We start from the raw sequence: 26,251 nt of genomic DNA on the forward strand, positions 1-26,251 counted from the left end.
AAACATCTCCGCCGGCTCGGGTATTTGGGCCTGGGGCTGCTCCTCTCGGCCATCCTTCTATACCTGCTGTTCCTTCGTCCCACGCCCATCAAGGTGGGTGGATTTACGTCCTCTGCGAATGAAAATACCATGATCTTCGAAGTCATAAATAAGGGATTCGCCGATGTGAAGCTGCTGGACGTGCGGGTGAACGATGGCATGAAGCCCGCCAAGGCCGAGCTGGGCGTCAGTTATTCCCTTCATCTGGTCGGAGGCGAAGGCCTTGATGAAGATCCCGATATCGAATTCGTCGATATTCGGGAGTTGCCGCTAAAGCCCGAGCTCATGCCGGACGAGAAGAGAGCCGCGCTTGATCAAGGTTCGCGGATTCCGCTTAATTACGGCATCCGTCTTTATAACAATCAGCCCATCACGCAGATTGAAGTGAAATATAAGTATGGATGGATCACTTTTACGAGAGAGATGCCGATGGGGCGATTTTTCCGGGATAACGTCTCCACAAAATAAGATTGGAAATATAGGCGATAAAAAACCGGGCTGCTGCAGCCCGGCTCATGCTCAAATTAAAATGACACAACATGATGATTCAAAAAATCCCGCAGCGCAGCTTCCATATCAGCCTCCCCCTCGTCTTCCATCCATGAATCCTGAAGAACAAGATAGCGGCAGGCGCTGCTCTGCAAATAGCTGTAGATGATTTGTGCAGCATCGATATCTTCCCGGGTAACCTCGGCAGCATCGCATTCCATATCCCTCGTGAAATAGCTGAGAATCAAGGCTTTGACCCTCCGCCTCAACGATTCAATGTCCGCTGTTGCAGCCACAGAGCACCTCTCGCTGTGCAGCACTACGTTCCCCTTTATCAAGAATAACTTGATCGTATCTTCGTTTAAATACTCGTAGACAACGATGCTGTGATTCTCTTCGGCGAACTCGATCACATGCCGCTTACTTAAGAGCAGGTTCACCGCCTCCATGCCGTCCCTGTATTTTGCAGCCTGCTCAAAATCGAAACGCTCGGCGGCGCCCAGCATGGTTCGCTCCATTTCATCATATAAACTTCGGTCGTCCCCTTGAAGCAGAGCAATGAATCGATCCATGATTTCATCAAATTGCCGAGCGGTTTCGCCGCCAAGACACTTTCCGAGACAGAGGCCAATCGAATAATTCAAGCAGGGGGTATTTGCCGAAGAAGCGGCAGGTGTATGATTGCAGGCGATTTTACAGCATTCCTTAACCTTCTGCACTGCATGTTCAAGACTATGTCTGCTGGCTGTATAGGGGCCGAAACAACGAGACCGGTCGGGGCCGCCTTCATCCAGTGTATCCGTAAATTCCAGCCATCGCCAATCTCGCTTTTGCCGCAATACGATATAACTATAACCTAGCGGATTTTTCATCTTGCGGTTATACATCGGCTTTATGTCCTGAATGAGCCTGCATTCCAGCATGAACGCCTCAAACTCCGTGTCGGTGACGATATGCTCCAGGTCTTTGACATGCTGAACCAGCCTCTTCACTTTTGGGGAGTGCGATTTATTGTTGTAAAAATACGATTGTACTCTCTTCTTGAGACTTTTGGATTTGCCAACGTAAATGACCGTTCCCCGCGAATCTCTCATGAGATATACGCCCGGCGACAGCGGCAGCTCTTGTATTTTTGTTTTCATTATGACTGTCGATCCTCTCAACGAATCTATCAAACATGGCGTTTTCGTTCACTTCCAAGATACCATATGCACACCAAAAAGCACCACAGTCATGGGCTGATCCAGCTCGATGGACGTGGTGCCTCTATTAGGGACTAGGGCTGCAGCCTCTATTACCCCCGTCTCACATAGGGTGGATTGATTGTCGTGCTCCCGCATGCGACCGAAGGCCCCATAATAACTGATTCTCGAATATAATTGTTGGAACAGGATCAGGCAAGTAGAAAGTTGAAGGCAGGTTATTCAAGGTGTCTCAAGGTAGTACAAAAAAACAATAAGACGAACTCTGATAAGAAGCAGTCCGTCTTATTGTTAATCAGAATCAATTTAATTTATTGAAGTGTTCTTCACTTATTAGATCGAATAACTGTGGGGCATTGAAGGTAGCTTCATCAAATAGAACATCACTTCCAGAATCGCCACAATATAATTGTACATTCTTTTGTTCATCTAGAAATTCAAGATGGAAGAACGGTAGGATATAGCTTTCAGTTTCACTCATCTCATAATGATTGAAGAAATCCACAACTTCCTTATCAATAGGTACACGTAATTCAAGTAGGCCGTCATCACCAAAAGTCCTTTGAACCGTTTGTTTTTTCAGAAAGGGGGCGTCAGCATCATCTTGTGCCCAACATCTTATCTTAAGATACTTACATTCTTTGCAAAAAAACAAAATAATTTTTTTTACCAGATCTTTTCTTTGTTCTGTTTCAAGTTTGCTACTCAGTATATGTGTGTACAATTCTTTGAACTCACCTCATTTCTGACAACTAACATTCTATTTATCATTATATACTGTCATTCATTTTCAGGAATATCTTCGTTTGGTGGTATCCCTGGAACCGTTTCAGATTCAACCGGAACTCCTGGAGCTTTTTTAGATTCGTCTGGTTCTTGTGCCTTCTCATTAGGAGGAGCAGAAAGTTCATCTGATCCAGTATCGATAGGTGGTTGCTCACTATTTCCTTCCGGTTGATCTCCCGCTGATCTAGCAGCAGTAACCAAAGCTATAGCACTTGCAGGCCATGTAGCCCAAGCGATTACAACTATTGCTACAACTACACCAACAGTTACAGCAACTTCCCAATTTGTTGCTTTATTCAGTTGCGCCTTAACTTCTTCCTGCATAGCTTCTTTGGCTTCAGTTATGGCAAGTAGGGGGTGGCAGTTCGTCTTAGAGGTATTATTTACAGTGTCATGAACATACCAACAAATGCTTCCAGCTAGATTAGTTCTCGCTGAGATATGAAGATTGGCTTTATGTATTGAGTAGTTTCCACGAGAATCTTTTTCCCATACGTGAATGTTTGTATGAAGTATGTTCTGTGTTTCATTCCATGGACCTGCCCATCCATTGTGTAGTTGAATAACATCAATTTTATAATTACCTGGGTAAAATTGGGCGAATAACCCGGCAGATCCACTAGCTCCTACTTTAAGGGGAGCGGATACCAATAAAACTAGTGCTAAGATTGTTGCTAAGACAGCACTTCCCCTCTTAATGAAAAACTTTTTCACCAAAGACATTTGATCACTCCTTATTTTTATTGGATGGTAACAATAACTCATAAAATATGATATTTTTTTCTATAAAAGGGTAATAGTTCCATATAATTAAATATAATGCATATTTTTTGTGAAAGTATTGAATAAAAAGACGAAAAAAATGGCGGATACTGTAGAAAGTAATGAGGAACTGACTCGAAGGTTTACATTAATCTTACGACTTTGGAAAAGTGATCGTCTCTATACGTGAATTGCAATATGAGCGAATTGAATTAACAGAGTATATAAAACATTATCTTGATATTCTATTAGATTATTTATTACAAGAAGACCATCTAAACTCTCGATCAAGACGAACCTAAGCAGCAATCTCTTTTTCGTCTTTCCGAGTAAGCTTAATCCGTCATTAGTTATGTTAAGTCGATCCATTTTCTCTTCAAGTTCAATTACAAATCCCCTCACATCCTCGCTGAAATAAAATAGAGACTATCTATTTTATTTCAGCTTTTTCTAGCGAACCAGAAAGAAGACACAGCCATATTCCTCTAGCTTCGCATTCGATACTGCTGCCGGTATGCCCTCGGAGACAGCTGAACCGTCCGCTTGAACATCTTCCCGAAATGGGAGAAGTTGCTGAAGCCCGATCGCCAGGCGATATCCGTGATGGAATCATCGCTCTCCCGCAGGAGACGCTGCGCTTCCTTGACCCGAAGCAGGTTGAGATAATCGCTGAAGGTAAATCCCGTCGTCTGCTTGAACAGCCGGCTGAGATAGTGCGGGCTGATCCGGAACGCCTCCGCTACCTCGGGCAGTGTTAAGGCCTGCCGGTAGTTGTCGTTAAGATACCGGACGACCGCCTGGGTCTTCGGATGAAGGACCGGCTCCGTATCGGCGGAACGAACCATGCCCAAATGCCGGCTGCGGTAGGCGAAGAGCAGCAATTCGACCGTTCGGTGCCGAAGCAGCCAGCTGCTTCCCGCTTGAGGATGGATCATCTCATTCACCATGTCGCCGACCATTCGCTCCACCGCTTCACTCGCTGGCGAAGGAAGCCTTAGAATGGGAACATCCCAACCGAACGGCTCCTTCAACCCTTCGGCCAGCTCAGGCGGTACGGCCAAATCCGCAAACAATTCCGGGTTTATATAGAGGACAAGGCGATCATGGTCGGGCCGGCCGCTGTCCAGCGTCTTATGAACGGCATTCCGGTCCACGAAGACAAGATCACCGGCCCGAACCCTGTAGGAGCGATCCTTGATGAAGTAGATCCGCTCGCCCGATAACAGGTAGTACAGCTCATAATGATCGTGGAGATGGTCGGCCGACATCGAGAAATAGCCAATGCGGCGGTCATACTCCATGCTCAAATATCCGGTGGGATCATGATAATCTGCTCGAAAAGGCTTGGTCATGCGGGCTGCCCCCTTTTCTTGGATTATAGCAAAATATGCGGTATTTGAAAGCGATTACGCATGAAATGCGGCGAAAGCAATGCTCCCTTGTTATAGGCTAGAGCTATATTCAAGGAGGCGATAGAGATGAGTGACAAGAAACGTTATGTATTGGTCGGTACCGGCGGCCGCGCCGAATTTTTTTATGGCGCCCTGGCCCAAAACTTCCGCGACAAATCCGAGCTTGCTGCCTTTTGCGATATCAATCAAACCCGCATGAATTACGCGAATCAGCTGCTGCGGGAAAAATATAAATACGCCGAGGTGCCTACCTACCCCGCGGACCAATTCGACCGGATGATCGAGAACGAGAAGCCCGACTACGTGATCGTGACCAGCATCGACCGGACCCATCACAAGTATATTATCCGCGCGATGGAGCTTGGATGCGATGTCGTGACCGAGAAGCCGATGACGATCGACGAGGAAAAATGCCAGGCCATCCTGGATGCCGCCAAGCGGACCGGACAGAACATCAGGGTCACCTTCAACTACCGTTACGCCCCCCACCATACCAAGGTACGGGAATTGATCATGAACGATACCATCGGCCAGGTGACCTCGGTGCATTTCGAATGGCTGCTGAATACCCGCCACGGCGCGGACTACTTCCGGCGCTGGCACCGGGACAAGCGGAACAGCGGCGGATTGCTCGTTCATAAATCCACCCATCACTTCGACCTGGTCAACTTCTGGATCGGTTCCCATCCTGAAACCGTTTTCGCCTTCGGAGATCTCATGTATTATGGTAGAGAGAATGCCGAAGCGCGGGGCGTTACGCAATTCTATAATCGCGCGACCGGCAACAAGGTTGCGAAAGAGGACCCTTTTGCACTCCATCTGGATTCCGATGCGCATCTCAAAGCCATGTATCTGGATGCCGAACCGGAGGACGGCTACCAGCGGGACCAAAGCGTATTCGGAGACGGCATCAACATTGAAGATACGATGGGCGTCCTCGTGCGATATCAGAACAAGGCCATTTTAACGTATTCGCTGGTCGCCTATCAGCCGTGGGAAGGCTATCGCATCGCCATCAACGGCACCAAAGGCCGGATCGAGATGAACATCGTCGAACAATCCTACGTCAATTCACTGGGCGACAAGAGCCTGGAAGGCGCGTTAATCGGGAAAACGCTGCGGGTGCTTCCGATGTTCGATGCCCCGTACGAGGTTCACGTCGAGGAGCAGCAGGGCGGACATGGCGGAGGCGACCCGGTACTGCTGAATGATCTGTTCGGGGAACCGGTGGAAGATCCTTATGCCCGCGCGGCCAACCATATCGATGGGGCGAGATCCATACTGACAGGAATTGCAGCCAACCGCGCCATCGCCACCGGCATGCCTGTGCGAATCGGTAATCTGGTTCGTTTCTAAGCCGTACACGGCTGCTCCAAGCATTTTTCCTTCAAAGGCTGCGTATTTGCGCAGCCTTTTTTCACATGTCGCAAACCGCCTAGAAATCCGCTTTTCGTAAAGGAGGAAATTGATGTTTTTCTCATTAAAAAGCCGTTTGATCGCCTTTATCGTCGCACTCTTCGTCCTCTCTTTCGGCACGCTCTCCTTCCTGCTGTTTACGGAATCGCGCACCGTGATCCGCTCCTACATCGAATCCTCGGCCCTTGAAAAGATGGAGGAATACGGTTCCTACGTGGATATGGTCCAGATGCAGATTTATGACGTCGCTTCCCTGGTCTTCAACAGTGACATAGCCAAGAACTGGGACAACGCCATCGGCGATCCGCTGCTGCCCGAAGGGGAGAAGATGCTGGCCAATCTTGCGATGAGCCGATTTCTGACCCAAGCGACCAACAGCTACACCAGTATCTCCGATGTATCCATCTACCGGCGCAGCGGGCTTCGGGTCGGCGGCGAGAACCAAGTCGAAAGCGACCCTGCCTTTTTGCGGGAATCGTGGTACACGAACTTCTTCGCGTCCGGAGACCGCTGGCTGCCAGCGCATACGGACCAGCATGAACGCGTCCGGGATCACGGCAATCCCGTTGTCAGCCTGCTGATGCCCATCGGGACCTTCCATCATGCCACGGCGCAAAACGTGATGAAGGTTAACGTCAGCGAGTCTTATTTTCTGGAGCCGCTCACCCGGATCCACTTGGCCAAGAACAGCACGATTTTTCTGTTGAACGAGCAAGGAAGCCCGATTCTATCCCAGCAGGCGCATGAACTCGGCGCCGGAGCCCTATCGGAGATCGATCGCATTCGAAACGGCCCGCTGAAATCGGGCGTCGTCTATCTGACCAACGATGAGGGGCAGCGGGACATTCTGGTTTACAAGAAGCTGGGGCGCACCGGCTGGATGCTGGCCGGCCTGGCGCCGGAGAAGGAGCTGTACTCCTCTCTTCACAAGCTTCAGAGTACCATTCTGGTGGTCACGGTCGTTCTGATCCTGGTCTCCCTGTTTGCCGCCGCATGGCTCTCCTATGGCGTCACCAAGCCTTTAACGCGTCTGGTGCTGGCGATGAGGCAGGTGCAGCGCGGAGCCTTCGACCAGGCCGAGTCCGTTCTGCCTCCTGACAAAAACGTAAAGAGCGAGGTCAGTTACGTCATCTCCACCTTCCGCTATATGATCAGCCGCCTGCGGCAGCATATCCAGAACGAATTCGAGCTGAAGCTGCTCCGCCAGCAGGCGGAGTATAAAGCGCTGCTCATGCAGATCAATCCCCACTTCATGTTTAACACCCTGGAGCTGGTGAGCAGTCTTGCCATGCAGCGCCGGACGGACGATACCGTGCAGGTGATCGAGGACCTCGGCAAAATGATGCGCTTCTCCATGAATACCAGCGACGACCGGGTCCCCCTAACCGAAGAACTGGCCTATGTCCGCCACTATATCTCCATTCTGCAAACCCGCTTCGGGCCTAAACTCGACATCTCCGTTCACGAGGAAGGCCGGCTGGATTCGCTGGTGATGATCAAGTTCATACTGCAGCCGCTGATCGAGAATGCGGTCAAATACAGCTTTCAGCATCAAACCACGGCACAGGTGGACATCCAAATCAGCAGGCAGGGCAACCGCCTGTTTCTCCGCGTCGCGGATAACGGTCCCGGCATGCCCTCCGAGATTATCCGCAAGCTCCAGGACCCCGCGGCGGCCTCCCAGTTGGAGCCGATTCTCCGAAGCGAGAGCTGGCACATTGGACTCGGCAACGTGATTGCACGCTGCCGCTTGCATTACGGCGACTTATTTGCCGTTCATATTCGGAACGGGAGCGAAGCCGGCACATGCATCGAACTGATTCTACCGGTACAGGAGGAATATCATGTACAACGTATTGATCGCAGATGACGAGATCGAGGTTCGCGAAGGGCTGAAGCTGAAAGTCGACTGGGAAAGCATGGGCTTTGCCATTTCGGGGGAGGCCGGGAACGGCCTGGAAGCTGAAGAGCTCTTGAAATCCCATTCGTATGACCTGCTCATTACCGACATGAACATGCCTGTCATGGACGGCGTCCAGCTGCTGGACGTTTGCCGGAGCCACAATTCGACCATACAGATCATCATCATTACAGGATACGAGGATTTTCAATACGCCAGAGCGGGCGTCCGCAGCCAGGCCATGGACTACTTGCTGAAGCCGGTTGCCCGGGACGACCTGAAATCCGCCTTAAGCAAAATCAAACACGAATTGGATAAGAACCGCAAGGTACGGGACGATTCGGAAATGATGCAGTGGCGGCTATCCCAATATTACAAAGAAATGAAGGAACGCTTCCTGCTGGATCTCGTACGCGGCAACCGCCTGCCCCCCGCCTCCATGCCGGAACGGATTCGACTGTTTCACCTGGAGGATTGGCAGGATGGCCGCGTATGCTTCATCACCGCGGGCATGAGGGAATCCGGCATGCAGAAAGCATCCGAAGGCCGCGCGCCCGAGCAGCTCCGCCTTCCGTTTCAAATGGTCTGCCATGAAATCGCCGAGTCTTATCCGGGCGGCATTCAAGTGTTTCATGATGCAGCTCATCCCGGTATCATGCATTTCATTGCGCTTGACGGCATTCAGCATGCATTCGCGGATAAACTCGCCGCGCAGGCATCCTCGTATTTAACCGTGGAGGTGCAGGTAGGATTAGGGCTGCCCGTGTCGGGACTTGAGCGCTGGAAAGAGGGTTATATCCACTCCCTGCTGGCCTGGAATCTGGCAGGACGCCAGAACGGACCGGATCAGGCACCCGTAACCGACCAAAGTCCGTTGCTGCCGGACGAAACAAGCCGCGCGCTTCATCGCTGCCTGATCCGGGGCGAATTGGAATCCTTCCGCAGCATCATCCGGAGGGAGCTGGGCGAGGCATTCCGGCTATCGCCTTCCCGCTTGGTACGGAGCCTTTTTCAAATCACGCTGATTATGGAATCCGCCGCTTTCGACAACATACGGCATTCACGGGGAGGGGGGCCTTTATGGATTTCACCCGAATGGGTTTTATGGCTGGAGACCCCGGAGCAGGCGGAACGCCTGCTGATGCAGTGGGCACAGGATTTTGTTGACCACCACCTGGAATCCGGAGACGGAGACGCTACCCTGATTGAATCCGCCAAGCGGTATATCGAGGAAAATTATATGCAGGAATTATCGCTGACCTCGCTGGCCGAGCAGTATAATTACCACCCTACCTACTTCTCGGAAATGTTCAAGGAAGGGGCTGGAGTCTCGTTCATCCAGTACGTTACGGAGGTTCGGATGAAACACGCCGTACGCCTGCTGCAGGAGACCCGATTGACGGTATGGGACATAGCCGAGCTGACGGGTTTCTCTTCACCCGGCTATTTCAGCTCCAAATTCAAAAAAATGTTCAATCAAAGCCCTTCCGAGTTCCGACTGTCGCAATCCGAAAAAATCGAACACGATGATCCGAAGAAATGAGATTCCGCCCTCTCTCCTCCCCCGGTATGATGTGTTTACCGGGCGCACCGACATACCGATTGAAAGCGCTTCAGGCTATCAGGTAACCGCCCATGCTCATCCATCCTGAAGGGAGGCACATTATGAGAAAGCTGTCCAAGCCCTTATACGGCCAGCAGAATAAGACAGCCTACTTGTTTCTTCTGCCTTGGCTCATCGGCTTCTTCTGTCTGACGCTGGGGCCGATGATCGCATCGCTGTACTTGTCCATGACCAAATTCAACCTGCTGTCATCGCCGACTTGGACGGGACTCAGCAACTATGTCCAGATTTTTACCGAAGACGATACGTTTCAACGATCCTTGTGGCTAACGTTCTATTATGTGTTCTTGTCCGTGCCGCTGAGGCTTGCGTTCGCGCTGCTGATCGCCATGGCCTTGAACAAGGGCATCCGCGGACTCGGGATTTACCGGACCGTGTATTACATCCCCTCTCTATTGGGAGGCAGCGTTGCCATTGCCATCGTCTGGCGCCAAATCTTTGACGGCAGCGGGCTGGTCAATCAGTTCCTCGGCTGGTTCGGCATTACGGGCCCCTCGTGGATCGCCCACCCCGACTATGTGGTGTATACGATTATCACGTTGTCCGTCTGGCAGTTCGGATCAGCCATGGTCATCTTCCTTGCCGGTCTGAAACAGATTCCGACGGATTTATATGAAGCATCCGGCGTAGACGGTGCCGGAAAGATCCGTCAATTCTTCGGCATCACGCTGCCGATGCTGTCACCCGTTATCTTTTTCAATCTGATCATGAGCATGATCAATTCGTTCCAAGCCTTCACGCCGGCCTACGTCATCGGAGACGGGCGGGGAGGACCGCTCGACGCCACGATGTTCTACACCTTGTACCTGTATCTGAAAGGCTTCTCGTTCTTCGATATGGGTTATGCCTCGGCTCTGGCATGGATCATGCTGGTCATCATCGGGGTGTTCACCGGAATCGTTTTTCTTACATCAAAATTCTGGGTCTTCTACGGGGATAACCAGGAAGGGAGGTAATGGATATGCCGCTTAAGCGACAACTGGTTCAAGCCGGGAGGCATGCCGCCATTATCCTCCTCGGCCTGCTCATGCTGTATCCGGTGCTGTGGCTCGTCTTCAGCTCGTTTAAACCGAATCATCTTATCTTCACCAACAGCAGCCTCATTCCGACGGCCTTCACGCTGGATCATTACGTGAACGGCTGGCGCGGGCTCCAGGGCATTTCCTTCGGCCGATTCTTCGGCAACTCCGTGCTGATCTCGGTCATGAGCGTCATCGGGAACATCGTCTCCTGTTCCCTGGCAGCCTACGCCTTCTCCCGATTGAAGTTCAAATTCAAAAGCCTGTGGTTCAGCATCATGCTGGTGACGATTATGCTGCCTTACCACGTAACGCTCGTGCCTCAATACATTCTGTATAACGAGCTTCATTGGATCAATACGTATTTCCCGCTCATCCTGCCCAAATGGCTGGCGCATGACTCTTTCTTCATTCTGCTGATGGTTCAGTTCATCCGCGGCATTCCGCGGGAGCTGGACGAGAGCGCGACCATCGACGGCTGCGGACAATCGCAGATCTTCTTCCGCATCGTGGTGCCGCTTCTCGTCCCTGCGCTGATTACGACGGCCATCTTCACCTTCATCTGGAGCTGGGACGACTTCTTCAGCCAGATGATTTATTTAAGCAAGATTGATTTGTTCACTGTACAGCTGGGGATCCGATCCCTGTTCGATCCTTCGGGGCAATCGGATTGGGGGGCGCTGCTCGCCATGTCCACGCTGTCGCTGCTGCCTGTGACGATCATCTTTCTGGTGTTTCAACGGTATTTTCTCGAAGGCATTGCCACGACCGGCCTGAAGTAGTCTTTAGAAGCTCTGTCGTTCGAAGGCGTGCTGCAAATGAACCAATTATGATTAGACTGGGGGATTATCCATGTTGAAGAAATGTTTCGTTGGCATGTTGGCTTCGCTCCTATTATTCGTCACCGCCTGTTCCGGAACGAATCACACGGGAGAAGGCGGGAATGCGGACGCAGGGGCCGAGCCGAGCGGCCAGGTCGAGCTGCGTTTGATGTGGTGGGGCGACCAGAAACGGGCCGATATTACGAACGAAGCCCTGAAGGTGTTCCAGAACAAACACCCGAACATCAAAATCGTCGGCGAATTCTCGCCTTCCTCCGGTTATTTCGATAAGCTGAACACCCAGCTCGCTTCCGGCACCGCCCCGGATATCTTCTTCCTGGGCGGAAACGTGGTGGACTATGCCAAAAAAGATGTGCTGCTGAACCTGGATCCGTATGTCGGCAGCGAACTGAAGCTGGACGGCATGGATGCCACCATGGTGGAATACGGCCGGCTGGACGGGAAGCTGCAGCATATTTCGGCCGGCGCAAACGCCCGGGGAATCGTCATCAACAAGGCGCTGTTCGAAAAGGCAGGCATTCCTCTGCCGGAGCAGGATTGGGATTGGGAGGAATTTGCCGCCATCAGCAAAGAACTGTCCGACAAGCTCGGCGACGGCGTATACGGCACCTATAATTTCACCGTCGACGGAATGGATATCTTCCTGAAGCAGCGCGGAAAACAGCTGTATGATATGGAGAACGGAAAGCTCGGCTTCGCGAAGGAAGACATTCAGGAATGGTTCGAGTATTGGGAGCAGGCCTCGAAGGCCGGCGGTGTCGTTACGCCTGAACTTCAGGTGTCCAATCCGCACGATGATACCAGCAAATCATTGTTGATTACGGGCAAAGCCGCCATGAGCCTCCTCCCTTCCAATCAGCTGGCTGCGTTCCAGAGCCTGACGGAAGATCCGCTCATTCTCCATCCGGTACCAAGAGGTCCGAAGGGTACGGGCGTGGTATTCGAGTCCAGCCAAGGACTATCCGGATATGCCAACACCAAGCATCCGAAGGAAGTCGCTACGCTTATGGACTTCTGGATCAACGATCCCGAAGCGGCCAAAATCCTCGGCAACGACCGCGGCGTGCCGGTAACGGAAGCCAATCGCAACCTGCTCCAGGAGGAAGCGGGTCCTGTGGAGGAGATTGTGTACAATTATACGAGCCTCGTATCGGAAGCCACGAAGACCGAGCCTTTTGACGTGAGTTATAATCCGCCGGGATTCGCCGAGTTCTCCAAGCTGGCCCAGACGACGACCCAGGAGATCGGTTTCGGCCGGAAAAACGTCGAGCAGGCCGTTGCGGACTTCTACAACGGCACCGTGCGCATATTTGAATCGAATCAATAACAAGCTTTCAAGGAGGCGGACATGACAGAAGCTATGCTGGACCGGCTGCGCCGGATTTCGATACGGGATCAGGTGCAGACGGGCAAACCGGAAGACCGGAAGCTGCTGCAGGAATGGCAGGCCACAGGCGTCCGATTCGCGGCAGCGGGCGGACAGCTGGAAGCAGCTTATTATACCGCACTGAAGAAGCTGCTGGCCTGCATCGTGCCGATGAACGGCAGCGATCCGATTCTGCAAGAAGGAGGAATCTACCTCGGCTGCTGGCTGGAGAGCACCGGCACCATCAACGCGGAACTGCTATCGCGACTGATCCCCTCGGTATCGAAAACAACCTACCTCGCCTTTGCCGATCAGCAAAGAGAGGATGGGCTGCTCCCTTATAAACTGACGGAGAACGGACCGTCGTTCCGCCAGATCCAGCTCGTCACGCCGCTGGCACGCTGCGTCTGGAACCACTACGAGCTTCATGGAAGGGATCTCCCATTCCTGAAGACCATGTACCAAGCCATGTCGCGTTACGACGACTGGATCGCGCGTTACCGCAACAGCCGGGGGACCGGCTGCGTGGAGGCTTTCAGCACCTTTGATACCGGGCATGATCTGTCGCCCAGGTTCTGGCATGTTCCGGATACGCCCTATAGGAATGATGCCGCTGCCTTCCACCCGGACTCCCCGGTGCTGCCCTTCCTGGCACCGGATTTGACCGCCAACATCTACTGCCAGCGCCTGTATTTGGCCCGCATGGCTGAAGAGCTCGGCGAATCCGGAGCCGATTGGAGGGCCAAAGCCGAAGCCAGCCTGGATAACCTCCTCCGCTACTGTTATGACGAGGAGGATCAATTCTTCTACGACCGTGATCGGAACGACGAGCTGGTCAGGGTTCAATCCGACGTGCTGCTGCGCGTGATGGCCTGCGAAGTGGGCGACCGCGGGCTGTTTGACGACATGCTGCGCCGGTATTTGCTGAATACGAGCAAATTCTTCGCCAAATATCCGTTTACGTCCCTGGCGATGGACGACCCGCGGTTCGATCCGTCCTCCTCTTACAACAGCTGGGGCGGGCCGTCCAATTTCCTGAGCTTGATCCGGGCGCCGCATGCCTTTGAACATCACCACCGCTATGTCGAGCTGACCTGGGTGCTGCAGCCGATTCTGTCCGCCTTGTCCAAGGCGAAGCGCTTCCCGCAAACCTTGAGCCCTTGGACAGGTGCTGAGGGCTTTACCGAGGCGTATTCCCCCTCCATTCTGTGCTTGCTGGATTACGTGGAACGGCTCTGCGGCATCATGCCGATCGGATCGGATCGCCTGTGGTTTACGGGACTGCTTCCGGTCGATATGGACCATGGCGAGGAAGTCGCCGGCAACACGGCCTATAGCCGAACCGTGAACGGGCTGCACTACGAACTGGTGAACACCCCGGACAACGTCACCGTATACCGGGGAGGCCGCGTTCATATTCAAGGGCCCGCCGGGATTCGGCTGGTCACGGACCGCAGCGGACAATTGGAGGGCGTGATCGGCATGAGCGCGCGAACCATTGAAGGCGAGCTCCGCTATCAAGGCACATCCATTCCGATCCGGATCAAAGGCAATGAAATGCAGCAGTATTCAGACGGAGATTTGAAGACAGAGAGGGATATCGGCATCATCTTTCCTGCCTATCGGTAATTGAAGGAGGTGAACGCTTAAGCGTGAAAACTGCAGACATTCAGCTTCGGGACCCCTACGTACTGCCTGACCCGACACAGCGAATATACTACATGTACGGCAGCACCGACAAAAATATATGGAAGGAAGGAAACGGCTTCGATGTCTATATCAGCCGGGATCTAAACGATTGGGAAGGCCCTTATCCGGTCTTTCGCAAACCGGACGATTTCTTCGCGGACGTGAACTTCTGGGCACCCGAAGTCTACTATTACCACGGGCGTTACATCATGTTTGCCACCTTCCGCCGAAAAGATAACGATCTGCTGGGCACTGCGGTGCTGTCGGCTGAGCAGCCGTCAGGGCCCTTCTCCCTTCATAGCGAAGGGCCCGTGACCCCTGTCGACTGGAGTTCCCTGGATGGTACGCTCTATATCGACGAAACCGATCAGCCGTGGATGGTGTTCTGCCGCGAGTGGCAGCAGGTCGGCGACGGCGAGATTTGCGCCATGCGTCTGAGGCCCGATCTCACCGAGGCCGCCTCAGAGCCCGTGACCCTGTTCCGAGCCTCCGAGGCCCCTTGGGCCTCGCCGTTCCACTCGCCCCGTTTTCCCGGATCGGGCAACTATGTGACGGACGGCCCGTTTCTGTTTCGAACAACGTCGGGGAGTCTGCTCCTATTATGGGCCAGCTTTGTGGATGGCCGATACGCGCTCGGCATTGCCAAGTCGCCAACCGGCATACTGACGGGTCCCTGGCTTCAAGAGCCCGAACCCTTATATTCCAGCGACGGCGGGCACGGCATGGTGTTCCGCACCTGGAACGGGCAGCTTATGCTGACCGTGCATACCCCGAACCGCACGCCGGATGAACGGCCCATCTTTATTCCCGTCGCTGAAGATGGTGATAGCATCAAGATGGTTGGGATGTATCGGACAACGCGTATGCCCAAGTAATTTCTCTATACAAAAAGGCCGCTCTCCATGAAGATGGCAGAGCGGCCTTTTTAATAGTTTTTTTTCATTCCTAAGTTATGCTTTGCTTTACTTTCCAATATAACAAAAGGAAGCCGTACGCGTACGGCCTCCCTCTACACTTATTACAGCTTCACGATTTTACCGGTCTCTTGGGATTCGAATGCACCCAAGATCACGTTCAAGGAACGAAGTCCTTCCTCACCGGAAATGCTAGGCGGCGTGTTCGTGAGAATGGATTCGACGAACGCGTCGATGACGCCGCTCGGAACCTGCTTCTCATTGGTTGCCATGGCGCCTACCTTGTAGGTCTCCACCGTACCGTCGGTCAGCTCTACAACCACCTCGTCGCCGTTAACGGTACCGATCTTCATGGCACCCTTCTCGCACCACAATACCGTTCCGTTATCGCCGGATCTGTAATGCGTCCAGCTTGCCATCAGCGTGCCCACGGCCCCGCTCTTCATACGAACGATACAAGTCGCGTTGTCGTCCACATCGGTTCCTTCTTTATGGACCGTTCCGATAAAACCTGCCACTTCCACGATCTCATCGTTCAGCAGGTAACGGATAAAGTCGGATTTATGCACGCCGAGATCACCCATGGCCCCCATAATCGCTTCTTCCTTGCGGAAGAACCAGCTGTCGCGTCCATCCAGGCTCCAGCTCTCCGGACCGCCGTGGCCGAAGGAAGTACGGAAGGTAAGCACTTTGCCGAGCTTGCCGGAATCCAGAATCTCCTTCGCTTTTACGTGCGGAGGCATGAAACGTTGATTGTGGCCTACCATCAGGTACACCCCGTTCTTGCGGGCGGCCTCGATCATTTGCTCTCCTTCTTCGGCCGTCGTAGCCATCGGCTTCTCCACGAGCACATGAAGGCCGGCATTCGCAGCCGCGATGCTCATCGGAGCATGCAGATAGTTCGGCGTACATACGCTAACGGCGTCCAGCTTCTCGTTCTTCAACAGTTCTTGGTAGTCTGCGTAGGCTTTACCGCCATACTGGGCTGCCATCTCTTCGGCGCGTTCCTTCACCGGATCGGCAAAAGCAACCAGCTCCACGTTAGCATTGTTCGCGTATTCAGGAATATGTCTGCGCTGGGCAATCGCGCCGCAGCCAAACACTGCCACTTTAATTTTGCTCATTGAAAGTCTCCTTTTTTGCTTATAGATTAAAATTGGTTCAGGTAGTTCTGCTTCAGCCAGTTCATGCTGTTCTCCACGCTTACCAGCGGTGGATTCTGACATACGTCCTGCTCCACGATCAGCCATTCCGTGCCTGCATCGGATGCAGCCTGAATGACGCCCGGCAGGTTAACCGAGCCTTGGCTCAGCTCCAGCGTCTTCATGTTGCCTTCCGCATCCTTGCTGAAGTCTTTCAGGTGAAGCAGCGGAAGACGTCCGGCGTATTTCGGAATGTAAGTGAGCGGATCTTGTCCGGCGAATTGTACCCAGCATACGTCCATCTCCACTTGCACGGCTTCCGGCGTCGTTGCGGAATACATCGCATCAAAAACGAACTGGCCATCAACCTCGGCTTCGAATTCGAATGCATGGTTATGGTATCCAAAGATCAGTCCCTGCTTGCGGGCTTCGGCCCCTACTTCCTCCAGGAAGGAGAAGAGGTTCTTCCAATCCTCGGCATCTTTACGATCTTCTTCGGCCACATATGGACACATCATATATTTAGCGCCAATGGTTTTCAGGTAATCAATTTCCTTCTGCAGGTCTGCACGAAGCAGATGCAGGCCCACGTGACTGCCGATCGCTTTCAGGCCAAGCTCTTGAAGAAGCGTTTTCATTTCCTCGGCCGGAATGTCTCCATAACCTGCGAATTCCACGCCTTCATAACCCAATTCAGCGACTTTGCGGAGCGTACCGCGGAAATCCTGTGCCGTTTCATCGCGCAGCGTATACATTTGCAAACCAATGTTCATTCTTCTCATTATAGCGCACCTCGATTCCAAAAATGAGTTACTGCTCTATCTGCTACTATCATACATGCAAATAGGCTAAAATGAACATAAACAATATTGCTGCAACATGAACTATCTGCTTATATTTTTACTGGGGGTTGTTACCATTATGGAAGCTAGGCTGCTCATCTGCGACTATTCCTATCACTTTCAGCAATTCAGCAACAGCCATCGGGGCGGCTTGACGACCTATCTCTTCCGACTTCAAACCGAAGGCTCCTGCGAAATCTATTGCAACGGCATCGAGCACCACGTGCAGGCAGGCGATCTGCTTCTGCTGAAGCCCGGCGATGAATACGAGCTGCGGGTGAAGGAAGACGACGAGGATGGCCGCGTGTCCAGCGGGGATTATTTTATATTCTGCGACGGCTCCTGGATTGATGATTGGTGGAACCGCATCCCCCGCCCTGTCGTCAGTCATGTTGGGCTCGACGATTATTTGCTCGGTCTGTGGAGACAGATGCTGCTGGAGAAGCGGCGCGGCCTCGAAGGGGAAATCGGGGAATTGACCGACTACCTGCTGCGCAGTCTCTGCCTCTGCCTGGACCGCGCCATTACCGAGATCAAGCCTACCGATCGCCTTGCCTTCACCGCCCTGCGGCTGAAGCGATTCGTGGAGGAACATGCTACCCTAACCTTCAAGCTGGAGGAAGCTGCTTCCCATGTCGGGCTTAGCTTATCCCGGGCTGTCAAACTGTTCAAGGAGTATTACGGAAAAACCATGATCCAGTACGCCCTCGAGATCAGGCTGAACGCAGCCGTCGAGCGCATCAAATACAGCACGATGACGCTGGAGGAAATTGCGGAAACCTGCGGCTTCGCAAGCTACTCCTATTTTCACCGGGTATTCCGTGCCAACTACGGCCTGTCCCCCGTCAAATTCCGGGAAACGGCAACGGTGCCGGCAAGGCCAGGACAGGAGAAAAGTCCCCGCTGATTTTTTTTCTACTATAATATAAAGAAGCAGCCCATGCTCATCCTTGAAGGCAGGAGCAAGCTGCTTTGCACTTTAGTAACTCGAAATATGCTCCAACTGCTTTTTCCGGCCACATCCATTCATAGCATCGCGGCCCCGGCGGCAGCGAAGACCAGCATGAAATAAACGCAGACCCATATCAGATGATTGCGATTCCACTCCCGCGGCTTGATCTCGACCGCGTACGGGAGCAGCCAGAGGAAGCTGGCGACAAACCATGCAGCCGAGGCCAAACCGATAAACAGCAGCTTTTTTCCTTGCTCGTATTGGAAGACAGGGTCCATCCCGTTAAAACGGATTAGGGAGCCGCTGGTCAAGGTACAGGAATAAGCCAACACCATGAACACGGCCACGACCAAGAGCGTGCCGATGGCCTTGAGCCCGTCCGGAACCAGGAAATTCGGCCGTCTCCCTTTTTTTCCGGAAAAGCCGATCAAAAAGAATACAAATCCGACCAAAATAGCCACACCTGCTCCTGAAGCGACAATGCCTCCGGAAATGGCAGCTGCCAAGGCTAGAATCGAAACCATCATCTCGTCTTTCCCTCTCTTTCGTACCTGCTGAACCGTACTGCGTGTGCTTGAAATTGAAATCGTGCGAAGGAGCACTAAATTTCCATAGGTAACGCACAATGACTGTGCAGATCGTATCGATCTACTTACTCACATCCGTCGTATCATCCATCCGGGCAGCCCGCATCGGTGAGAACACGAACCAAACTCCGACTACAGCCAGTCCGGTGATAACAACGCCTAATGCAGTGCGAAATCCATATACGTCAGCGATTAAGCCACCCAGAGGCGCTCCAATAACGATCATACTGCGGTTGATAGACCTCATGGTGGCATTCATACGCCCATGCAAGTGTGCAGGTGTGATCGTCTGCCGGTAACCCATCTCAATCGGACCCTCAATGCCTAATGCAAATCCATAAAACAGTTGCCCAAATCCGATCAAGAGGAAGGTCTGAATCGACAGATTACCGTCGTCAGTGGATGGTGCCAGAACCATGAACAGGACCGCAGGTGCATACAAAAGTCTGGCATATGTGATGCTGCGTCCAATTCCAAATCGCTTGCTGACCCGGGTTGATAACGTCGTGCCTATAACAGCGCCAATCCCGGCTGATGTCATGACCAGTCCCAGTGTTGACGCATTAAATCCTAATTCGTTGAGAGCGTAAGTTACCAGCACCGTACCCAGCATACTGTTAAATAGAAACCACACATGGGTATTGAGTGCCAGCGTGCTAAGAAACGGATGCCGGTAAACCCAGCGCAATCCTTCCTTTATCAATTCAACTATGCGTTCATTCGAGGCCTTTTCCTGCATGGGCTGATGTTTAATGAAAGCCATAACCAGCCCTGAAAACAGATACGAAGCTGCGTTAACCAGGATGGCAAACGGAGCGGTAATGACGGAGACTAATAAACCGGCAGCTGCGGGGCCGCTGGTTTCCGCAACGGCTGCGCTTTGCTCCAACCGTGCATAAGCGGGCAATAACAGCCTTCTCGGCACGAGTTGGGGCACAATAGATTGAGATGCAGCATCATTGAATAACGACATCGTCCCGAAGAGTATCATGATGATCATCAGAATGCCCACATGGATTCCATCGAACAATGCCAGTAGGCAAATCGCTACGAGCAAGATCCCCCGTCCCAAATCGGTCAGTACCAGGATGTTCCGACGACTGACGCGATCAATAATCACTCCCGCCACCAATCCCAGCAGCACATAGGGTAGCCACCTCGAGGAATTGATCCAGCCCACATCAACGGTACTGCCTTCCAGGTTAACCACCACCAGCACTTGGAGAGCAAGTGTGGTTATATACGTGCCAAAATAGGAAATGGTGGAGGCTAACCAGAAAAATACGTAACCCTTATTGTTGGTGAGATTCATCTCTAACCTCCATCTGAGCGCCGTATTTTTCGGGTTAATTGTATATTTGAGCCTCTGCTGAATGAAGTCACGAGCGCTGTAACTAGTTAGATTGTAGCATATCCGTAACAGATAGAGTCGTAACTCATTCCAATCGTTCCACGATCAAACCATGGGGCGACTTATCGACAGAATGAATGTGAATGTTTCTAACGATCTACTCAAGGGAATTTGAACCAGTAATCCAACGTGCCCGGTATGCTCTTTATTTTAAAGATTCTATATATCATTACGTCATACCAATGACTGCACGATTTATACAAAAATGGTCTTACCTATAGGTAAGACCATTTTCTACGACGAAAGTCTACTATTCATGTATGGTTCCAGCACTCATGGACTGCTCATGATGCAGCAGCCACTGCTTTCGTGATAGGCCGCCGCCATATCCGCCCAATTCGCCGCTCGTATTGATCACGCGGTGGCATGGGATGAGGATCGCGAGCTGGTTGGCGCCATTCGCTTGGGCAACGGCACGATACGCCGTCGGTCTTCCCATCGCCGCTGCGATTTCGCCATACGAAGTCGTTTGGCCGGGGGGAATCCGCAGCAATCGGTCCCACACTTCTTGTTGAAACGGCGATCCCAGCAAGAACAAGGGCGTCTTGAATTGCGTTAACCTCCCGTCAAAATACGCTGCGAGCTCCTGCTCGATCGAACGGATCGGAGCCGTATGGCCCGGAATAATCGCCGACTTGGTTCTCTGCCGGAGCCGTTCAACCTCACGCTCCAGGCCCCGGCGGTCCACGAATTCGAGCAGATACAAAGCCTCCTCGTCCGCGATGGCCATCATCGGCCCGAGACGCGTGTCGATCCATGAAGCTTTTAAGATGTTATGATGCCCCGATCGGCTAGGCGCCGCGCCCATGATGCGGGAAAAAGCATCCCTAAAGCCGCTGCTCGACTCGTAGCCGGTCGACAGCTGGGCATCGATGACGGCATGCCCCTCCCGGATTTGCTTCAAGGCAAGTCCCATCCGCCGCGCCCGTGCGTATTCAACGAAGGTCATCCCGAACCGCTTCTTGAACTGGCGCCTTGCCGTCGAAGCATCCACGGACAGCTTTTGAAAGTCCTGGTTGGTCCACCTTTTCTCCGGATTCTCCTCAACGGCTTCTACGAGCAGCCGGACCAGGTCCGATACCTGATTGGGGTGCGATAACGGACGGCAGCGTTTGCAAGGCCTGAAGGATGCAAGCAGCGCTTCTTGAGCCGTCTCGTAAAATTCGCAGTTTTCCATCTTCGGTTTCCGGGCCGGGCATGTCGGGCGGCAGAACACCCCTGTAGTCTTCACGCCTACATAAAACACGCCTTCGTACTCCGATTTCTTTTCCAGCAGCGCCTGGTAATACTCCTGCTGATTGGCAGCCGATATCACTTGGGTTCCTCCCCGCTTTGATGTACTTTCTAAAGGGCCATACGCTTGTTGGCCTTAATCATCATGCTCTCTTGTTCTCGTGTTTCTATTATATTTCTTTTGCCGGCATGACGTGGCCGAAAAACGTGCACGAATATTTTCGAGAGGAAAAAATGCATGAACCCCGATGACTCTGTTTGACCAATCATACGAAAAGCCCCTTCCGTTGACCGGAAGAGGCTTTTTCTTTCAAGAATATGAATTTCGCTTAAAGTTTAACCTTTGATGGATCCTGCCACCATGCCCTTCATGATCTGCTCCTGCAGGATCAGGTAGGCCACGATCGTCGGAATGACCGCGATCGCCATCGCTCCCATCGTCAGGCTGTAATCCGTGCCGAAGCCGTCCGAGAACAGGGACAAGCTGAGCGGCAGCGTCTTCAATGCCTGCGTATTGATAAATACGAGGGCGAAAGAGAAATCATTCCAGAATCGGAGGAATGCCAGAATCGATATCGTTGCCACAATCGGCGTACAGAGCGGCAGAATCATTCGGCCGAAGATTCCCCACCAGCCGCTACCGTCGATCATGGCCGCTTCTTCAATCTCTCTTGGAATGGATGACATGTACGCCATCGCCAGAAAGATCGCGATGGGCAGCTCAAACGCCGTATATGGCAGGATGAGTGCGCCGTACGTGTCCAGCAGGCCGATATTTTTCATCATAATGAATAGGGGCACCAGCGTACTGTGGATCGGAATCAGCAGCCCGGTCGTGAACAATACGACCACCAGCTTTTTAAACCGAAACTGGAATCTGGACAGCACATACGCCGCTAGTAAACTAAGCAGGATGGTCAGCACGACGGCCGTAATCGTTACAACCGTTGAATTGATCATCGCTCGGCCCATATTTCCGAGCTCCCATGCCCGGAATAAATTCTCGGTCATCCATTCCTTCGGCAAGCCGTAAGGGTTGTTGAAGAAATCCTGGTTCGATTTAAACGCGCTGGTAAAAAGCCAGTACAAGGGATAGAGCGTAAGAATCGCATACACAATCAGCAGCAATTTTACGAATCCGGTTAACCCCTTCGTGATGACGCGTTTCCCTGAGGTACTTCCGGTCCCGGTCGTCTGTAAATTCACATCGCTCCCTCCTTCATGTTAACTTGACTTTCTGCGCGTTGCGAAATAATTAAGTGCGATAAGAATGGCGCTGACGATCATGATCATCGTGGAAACGGCGGAGCCGTAACCGTAACGGTACACGCTGAACGTGCTGTTGTACATATAGGTAGCAAGCAGCTCGGTCGATTGCGCCGGTCCGCCGCCTGTCATGACGATGACATGGTCAAAAGCTTTCAGGCTTCCCGAGATACAGAGCACAATGGTTACGACCACCGTGCTCCAGACCATCGGCAGCGTGATTTGCATCAGCTTGTTCCAGCCGGTGGAGCCATCGATTTTGGCCGCATCGTGAATCTCTGGCGAAATATTTTGCAGTGCCGCGATAAAGATGACCAGATAAGGGCCGATGTTCGCCCAGTTAATCGGAATCGATATCGCCAGCATGTTGACCTTCGGATCGGACAGCCAAGCACGGGTCCATGACTCCAGGCCGAGCATCTCCAGCACATAGTTGGCAATCCCGAACTGCGGGTGGTAAATGTAACCCCAGATGAGACCGACAACCACCGTGGAGAGAACCATCGGCATGAAGACGGCGGACCGGATGAACCTGGAGAAGAACGAATTCTTGAACAATACGATAGCCAGAATCAACGCGATCGGAACCTGGCCGATAATGGACGATACGACCAGAATCAGGTTGTTTCGAAGCGCCCGCCAGAAGATCGGATCCTTGAACATCTCTCTATAATTGTCAAGGCCGATGAACGTGGCGTCTCCGAACCCTTTCCAACTGAAAAATCCGTAGTATGCTGACCAAAAAACCGGAATGATGACAAATATCAGAAACAACAGAAGCGCAGGAAGAAGAGCTATGGCTATAAATCCTTTGCTTCTCATCGCTGTAGGCATGGTAGCCTCCTCCCTCCTAATCCTTATGCAGCGGTGAATCTATTCTTATGGAGTAGCGGATCGGGCTTGCGCATCCTGCAGCTTCTGGGCCACGCCTTCGACGGCACCGCCCATCATGATTTCCTGCAGGCCGTTGTTGATGACTTCAGCTGCTTCCGCAGACAGATAAGCATCGTATACCGGCGTAATGCCTGTGGATTTCACCAGGTTAAAGGCTTTGTAGTACAGGGAAGTAACTTTCGACTCATCGATTTCGGTATCGTACATGACCATGGAGTTACTCTCGGCAATCGCTTTTTGCGCTTCCGGACCACTCACGGCATAAATCAGTTCGAGCGCCAATTCTTTCGCTTTCCCTTCCGTTCTGCTGCTAAGGGCCAGACCGCCGCCAGCTCCGCCGGAGATGGTGTTAGCTTCGCCTTTGCCTCCAGGGATCGCAGGCAGAGTCGTCACTTCAATATCCTTCATCTGCTCTTCGGAGGAAGAAGCCGCCAAGTTGGTGAGCGTCCACGCGCCGCTGATCATCATCGCTGCATTGCCTTGGATGAAATACTGCTCGGCTTGCGTGTTGTCGATGCTGTTGGCACCTTCTTGGAATGCTTTGTTGTCGACGAGCTCTTTGAAATAGCCGAGCGCTTCGATAAACTCAGGATCGGTGAATTTCGCGCCATCCTGTGCAGCCGCTTTTTTGAACCATTCGGTGCCGGTCACGCGGTCGGCAATCGATCCGATAATGGTGGATTGCGCGACCCACGGCGCTTTGTTTCCGAGGGCGATCGGCGTTATGCCGTTATCGTTGAACGTTTTAACCGCCGCCATCATTTCTTCCCAAGTCGTCGGAACTTTTACGTTATGTTTGTCAAACAACGCTTTGTTGTAGTAGAGAATCGAAGTTGCGGACATGCCCAGTGGGGCGGAGTAAATCTGGCCGTCCTCGAACTCGTATGGATCAAATGCGCCCGGCAGGAATTTGTCCTTCCAATCGGAATGGGCGTCCAGCACTTCCGTGATCGGTTGAAGCAGCTTCGCTTGATGAAGCTCGGCCGACTGACTTCCCGCATAAACGAAGAACACGTCCGGCATTTCATTCGCAGCCGCAACGGTGCTCAGACGCTGACGGTAACCGTCCGGTGGAATCGCTTGCGCGTCGAGCGTAACTTCAGGATGGTCCTGAGCAAATTGATCGATAAAACTTCGGACTGATTTCGCGCGCAGGTCGTCACCGGCAAAGTTATGCCAGATGGTCAGCTTGACCTTTTCTTGGTCGCCTTCGTTTCCTCCGGCCTGCTCTTTGCTTTGCCCGCCTCCGCATGCTGCAAGAACCAGTGTCATCATCAGCAGTACAAGACCTATTTTACGTTTTGGTCTCATGGTCAATCCCCCTTTTAATATACGAAAATGATGAAGCTTCAAGATGATTAGCCCAAGTATAAAAGAGGATGTAACGCTTACATAGGGGATATAATTCAGTCCATAGAGGGACAAAATTCAGGATTCGGGATTTGCCCGATACTCCGAAGGGGTCAATCCGGTCCACTTTTTGAACAGGCGGTTAAAATATTTGATATCCTCGTAGCCGATCTCATTCGCGATTTCACTGATTTTGGCCGGCGTTTCCCGCAGCAGGTGCATCGCTTTCCGAAGCTTCGCCTGGGTTACGAATTCGATGTAATTCTGCCCGGTCTCCTTCTTGAACATTTCGCTGAAATAGTTGGGATTCATATGAACATGCTTGGCCACTTGTTGGAGAGACAAGCTCTGTCCCAGATGCTCATGAATGAAGGAGATCGCTCGCTGGACGGGACTTGTCGTCGACACCATATCACGGTACTCCTTCATGATGAGCCCGAGCGAATCGACCAGCACCTTCTCCGGATTCTTGGTCAACTCGCGGATATCGTACGTCTCTTCCACTTTCACCGGACTGGTATAGCCGATAGACGTCGCAGCCCGTATGAGCCAGCGCTGTGCCGAGACGATCAGGGAATGCAGGTAAGCCTGAACCGAGCCGGGCGTTGCCTGAACCTGGCTTTGGATGCGCCGCAGCAGATCCGCCACCCATGCCTGCAAGTCGGCGGATTCTCCCGAACGCAGCAGGGATGACAGCTTGGTTTCCTCTTCCATCGAACATACCGTGCGGATGCCTGTGCGTCCTTCGATATCTTCATAACGGATATGCCGTTCCGATTGCAGCAGCCACTCGTAGGAGCTGGCCTCTACCGCGGTAGCCAGCGCAATGTGCAGCTCCCTGGCGCTTGCGACCCGGCGGCCGCTGGCAGCCGTGATGCGGCAGCCATGCGTGGATTCCATCTTATGCAGAGCGGAATCTACCCGCCCCCAGCCATTATTCGGCTCTGCCCGTACCAACAGAAGCAGGGAGCCGTTCCACTCCAGCCACGCGCATTGCAGCACTTCGGCCAGCTCCGTGCCGATTAATCGATGCAGCTCGCTCACGTTCGATTGTTCCGCCTCTTCTGGATGCAGCGGATATACCGACAGCATCCAGATCTGCAGCACCGAGCCG

General features: G+C 52.6%; 23 protein-coding genes. 10 read left to right on the forward strand and 13 right to left on the reverse strand.

Annotated elements, in window-relative coordinates; translation table 11 throughout:
* The coding region (locus HMPREF9412_RS29040; RefSeq protein WP_036674022.1) for a hypothetical protein at positions 1 to 507 on the forward strand (507 nt) is incomplete at its 5' end.
* A 56-nt stretch (positions 508 to 563) separates the two neighbouring features.
* On the opposite strand, the gene HMPREF9412_RS29045 is transcribed toward HMPREF9412_RS29040, so the two are convergent.
* The 4 genes from HMPREF9412_RS29045 to HMPREF9412_RS29065 all read right to left on the reverse strand — a co-directional run bounded on the left by HMPREF9412_RS29045 (position 564) and on the right by HMPREF9412_RS29065 (position 4,630).
* Positions 564 to 1,670, reverse strand: coding sequence for a GIY-YIG nuclease family protein (locus HMPREF9412_RS29045; protein WP_009595474.1), 1,107 nt, complete (start codon positions 1,668 to 1,670; stop codon positions 564 to 566).
* 361 nt (positions 1,671 to 2,031) lie between these two features.
* Positions 2,032 to 2,454: a hypothetical protein gene (locus HMPREF9412_RS29050; protein ID WP_036664739.1), complete on the reverse strand. Its 423-nt coding sequence runs from the start codon at positions 2,452 to 2,454 to the stop codon at positions 2,032 to 2,034.
* A gap of 56 nt (positions 2,455 to 2,510) precedes the next feature.
* Positions 2,511 to 3,239 carry a hypothetical protein gene (locus HMPREF9412_RS29055; RefSeq protein ID WP_009595472.1) on the reverse strand — a complete coding sequence of 243 codons (729 nt, stop codon included), beginning with the start codon at positions 3,237 to 3,239 and terminating at the stop codon, positions 2,511 to 2,513.
* Between the two features lie 524 nt (positions 3,240 to 3,763).
* A complete protein-coding gene (locus HMPREF9412_RS29065) occupies positions 3,764 to 4,630 on the reverse strand; it encodes an AraC family transcriptional regulator (protein ID WP_009595482.1) in 867 nt (288 codons plus the stop codon).
* A 126-nt stretch (positions 4,631 to 4,756) separates the two neighbouring features.
* Between HMPREF9412_RS29065 and HMPREF9412_RS29070 the strand changes: the two genes are divergently transcribed.
* The 8 genes from HMPREF9412_RS29070 (at position 4,757) to HMPREF9412_RS29105 (ending at position 15,421) form a co-directional block, all read left to right on the forward strand.
* Positions 4,757 to 6,046: a Gfo/Idh/MocA family oxidoreductase gene (locus HMPREF9412_RS29070; protein WP_009595488.1), complete on the forward strand. Its 1,290-nt coding sequence runs from the start codon at positions 4,757 to 4,759 to the stop codon at positions 6,044 to 6,046.
* 112 nt (positions 6,047 to 6,158) lie between these two features.
* A complete protein-coding gene (locus HMPREF9412_RS29075; RefSeq protein ID WP_009595486.1) occupies positions 6,159 to 7,976 on the forward strand; it encodes a cache domain-containing sensor histidine kinase in 1,818 nt (605 codons plus the stop codon).
* Positions 7,951 to 9,549: a response regulator gene (locus HMPREF9412_RS29080; protein ID WP_009595487.1), complete on the forward strand. Its 1,599-nt coding sequence runs from the start codon at positions 7,951 to 7,953 to the stop codon at positions 9,547 to 9,549. Before HMPREF9412_RS29075 ends, HMPREF9412_RS29080 begins: the two co-directional genes overlap by 26 nt.
* A 122-nt stretch (positions 9,550 to 9,671) precedes the next feature.
* A complete protein-coding gene (locus tag HMPREF9412_RS29085; protein WP_009595490.1) occupies positions 9,672 to 10,586 on the forward strand; it encodes a carbohydrate ABC transporter permease in 915 nt (304 codons plus the stop codon).
* Between the two features lie 5 nt (positions 10,587 to 10,591).
* On the forward strand, positions 10,592 to 11,431 hold the full coding sequence (locus tag HMPREF9412_RS29090) for a carbohydrate ABC transporter permease (protein ID WP_009595493.1): 840 nt from the start codon (positions 10,592 to 10,594) through the stop codon (positions 11,429 to 11,431).
* Between the two features lie 70 nt (positions 11,432 to 11,501).
* A complete protein-coding gene (locus HMPREF9412_RS29095; protein WP_009595484.1) occupies positions 11,502 to 12,818 on the forward strand; it encodes an ABC transporter substrate-binding protein in 1,317 nt (438 codons plus the stop codon).
* Between the two features lie 21 nt (positions 12,819 to 12,839).
* Positions 12,840 to 14,486 (forward strand): MGH1-like glycoside hydrolase domain-containing protein, encoded by a 1,647-nt coding sequence (locus tag HMPREF9412_RS29100; protein ID WP_009595492.1) that lies wholly within the window; start codon positions 12,840 to 12,842, stop codon positions 14,484 to 14,486.
* Between the two features lie 23 nt (positions 14,487 to 14,509).
* Positions 14,510 to 15,421: a glycoside hydrolase family 43 protein gene (locus HMPREF9412_RS29105; RefSeq protein ID WP_009595485.1), complete on the forward strand. Its 912-nt coding sequence runs from the start codon at positions 14,510 to 14,512 to the stop codon at positions 15,419 to 15,421.
* 143 nt (positions 15,422 to 15,564) lie between these two features.
* On the opposite strand, the gene HMPREF9412_RS29110 is transcribed toward HMPREF9412_RS29105, so the two are convergent.
* Together HMPREF9412_RS29110 and HMPREF9412_RS29115 are read right to left on the reverse strand one after the other, a co-directional pair.
* Positions 15,565 to 16,584: a Gfo/Idh/MocA family protein gene (locus HMPREF9412_RS29110; RefSeq protein WP_009595476.1), complete on the reverse strand. Its 1,020-nt coding sequence runs from the start codon at positions 16,582 to 16,584 to the stop codon at positions 15,565 to 15,567.
* Positions 16,585 to 16,610: 26 nt separating this feature from the next.
* A complete protein-coding gene (locus HMPREF9412_RS29115) occupies positions 16,611 to 17,384 on the reverse strand; it encodes a sugar phosphate isomerase/epimerase family protein (RefSeq protein WP_009595495.1) in 774 nt (257 codons plus the stop codon).
* Between the two features lie 139 nt (positions 17,385 to 17,523).
* Between HMPREF9412_RS29115 and HMPREF9412_RS29120 the strand changes: the two genes are divergently transcribed.
* Positions 17,524 to 18,351 (forward strand): helix-turn-helix domain-containing protein, encoded by an 828-nt coding sequence (locus HMPREF9412_RS29120; protein ID WP_009595481.1) that lies wholly within the window; start codon positions 17,524 to 17,526, stop codon positions 18,349 to 18,351.
* A gap of 119 nt (positions 18,352 to 18,470) precedes the next feature.
* Here HMPREF9412_RS29120 and HMPREF9412_RS29125 read toward each other — a convergent pair whose 3' ends face one another.
* The 7 genes from HMPREF9412_RS29125 to HMPREF9412_RS29155 form a co-directional block, all read right to left on the reverse strand.
* Positions 18,471 to 18,923: a hypothetical protein gene (locus HMPREF9412_RS29125; RefSeq protein WP_139084125.1), complete on the reverse strand. Its 453-nt coding sequence runs from the start codon at positions 18,921 to 18,923 to the stop codon at positions 18,471 to 18,473.
* Positions 18,924 to 19,044: 121 nt separating this feature from the next.
* Entirely contained in the window at positions 19,045 to 20,295 is a 1,251-nt protein-coding gene (locus HMPREF9412_RS29130) for an MFS transporter (protein WP_009595494.1), read from the reverse strand.
* A gap of 349 nt (positions 20,296 to 20,644) precedes the next feature.
* The gene (locus HMPREF9412_RS29135) at positions 20,645 to 21,709 is read right to left on the reverse strand and encodes a bifunctional transcriptional activator/DNA repair enzyme AdaA (RefSeq protein ID WP_009595491.1); all 1,065 of its coding nucleotides are present in this window, start codon (positions 21,707 to 21,709) and stop codon (positions 20,645 to 20,647) included.
* Positions 21,710 to 21,963: 254 nt separating this feature from the next.
* A complete protein-coding gene (locus HMPREF9412_RS29140; protein ID WP_009595479.1) occupies positions 21,964 to 22,833 on the reverse strand; it encodes a carbohydrate ABC transporter permease in 870 nt (289 codons plus the stop codon).
* A gap of 18 nt (positions 22,834 to 22,851) precedes the next feature.
* A complete protein-coding gene (locus HMPREF9412_RS29145; protein ID WP_009595489.1) occupies positions 22,852 to 23,727 on the reverse strand; it encodes a carbohydrate ABC transporter permease in 876 nt (291 codons plus the stop codon).
* 45 nt (positions 23,728 to 23,772) lie between these two features.
* Complete coding sequence (locus tag HMPREF9412_RS29150; protein ID WP_009595478.1) at positions 23,773 to 25,098, reverse strand: extracellular solute-binding protein; 1,326 nt, start codon at positions 25,096 to 25,098, stop codon at positions 23,773 to 23,775.
* A gap of 117 nt (positions 25,099 to 25,215) precedes the next feature.
* Positions 25,216 to 26,251 (reverse strand): helix-turn-helix domain-containing protein (locus tag HMPREF9412_RS29155; protein WP_050802871.1); only part of this gene is annotated, 1,036 nt, incomplete at its 5' end.

Source organism: Paenibacillus sp. HGF5, assembly GCF_000204455.1.
Lineage (GTDB): Bacteria > Bacillota > Bacilli > Paenibacillales > Paenibacillaceae > Paenibacillus_AQ > Paenibacillus_AQ lautus_A.

Bases quoted from the DNA above. Each gene is read 5' to 3' on its own strand.
- HMPREF9412_RS29045 (WP_009595474.1), bottom strand. From the start codon at position 1,670: ATGAAAACAAAAATACAAGAGCTGCCGCTGTCGCCGGGCGTATATCTC.
- HMPREF9412_RS29055 (WP_009595472.1), bottom strand. From the start codon at position 3,239: ATGTCTTTGGTGAAAAAGTTTTTCATTAAGAGGGGAAGTGCTGTCTTA.
- HMPREF9412_RS29065 (WP_009595482.1), bottom strand. From the start codon at position 4,630: ATGACCAAGCCTTTTCGAGCAGATTATCATGATCCCACCGGATATTTG.
- HMPREF9412_RS29070 (WP_009595488.1), top strand. From the start codon at position 4,757: ATGAGTGACAAGAAACGTTATGTATTGGTCGGTACCGGCGGCCGCGCC.
- HMPREF9412_RS29075 (WP_009595486.1), top strand. From the start codon at position 6,159: ATGTTTTTCTCATTAAAAAGCCGTTTGATCGCCTTTATCGTCGCACTC.
- HMPREF9412_RS29080 (WP_009595487.1), top strand. From the start codon at position 7,951: ATGTACAACGTATTGATCGCAGATGACGAGATCGAGGTTCGCGAAGGG.
- HMPREF9412_RS29085 (WP_009595490.1), top strand. From the start codon at position 9,672: ATGAGAAAGCTGTCCAAGCCCTTATACGGCCAGCAGAATAAGACAGCC.
- HMPREF9412_RS29090 (WP_009595493.1), top strand. From the start codon at position 10,592: ATGCCGCTTAAGCGACAACTGGTTCAAGCCGGGAGGCATGCCGCCATT.
- HMPREF9412_RS29095 (WP_009595484.1), top strand. From the start codon at position 11,502: ATGTTGAAGAAATGTTTCGTTGGCATGTTGGCTTCGCTCCTATTATTC.
- HMPREF9412_RS29100 (WP_009595492.1), top strand. From the start codon at position 12,840: ATGACAGAAGCTATGCTGGACCGGCTGCGCCGGATTTCGATACGGGAT.
- HMPREF9412_RS29110 (WP_009595476.1), bottom strand. From the start codon at position 16,584: ATGAGCAAAATTAAAGTGGCAGTGTTTGGCTGCGGCGCGATTGCCCAG.
- HMPREF9412_RS29115 (WP_009595495.1), bottom strand. From the start codon at position 17,384: ATGAGAAGAATGAACATTGGTTTGCAAATGTATACGCTGCGCGATGAA.
- HMPREF9412_RS29120 (WP_009595481.1), top strand. From the start codon at position 17,524: ATGGAAGCTAGGCTGCTCATCTGCGACTATTCCTATCACTTTCAGCAA.
- HMPREF9412_RS29125 (WP_139084125.1), bottom strand. From the start codon at position 18,923: ATGATGGTTTCGATTCTAGCCTTGGCAGCTGCCATTTCCGGAGGCATT.
- HMPREF9412_RS29130 (WP_009595494.1), bottom strand. From the start codon at position 20,295: ATGAATCTCACCAACAATAAGGGTTACGTATTTTTCTGGTTAGCCTCC.
- HMPREF9412_RS29145 (WP_009595489.1), bottom strand. From the start codon at position 23,727: ATGCCTACAGCGATGAGAAGCAAAGGATTTATAGCCATAGCTCTTCTT.
- HMPREF9412_RS29150 (WP_009595478.1), bottom strand. From the start codon at position 25,098: ATGAGACCAAAACGTAAAATAGGTCTTGTACTGCTGATGATGACACTG.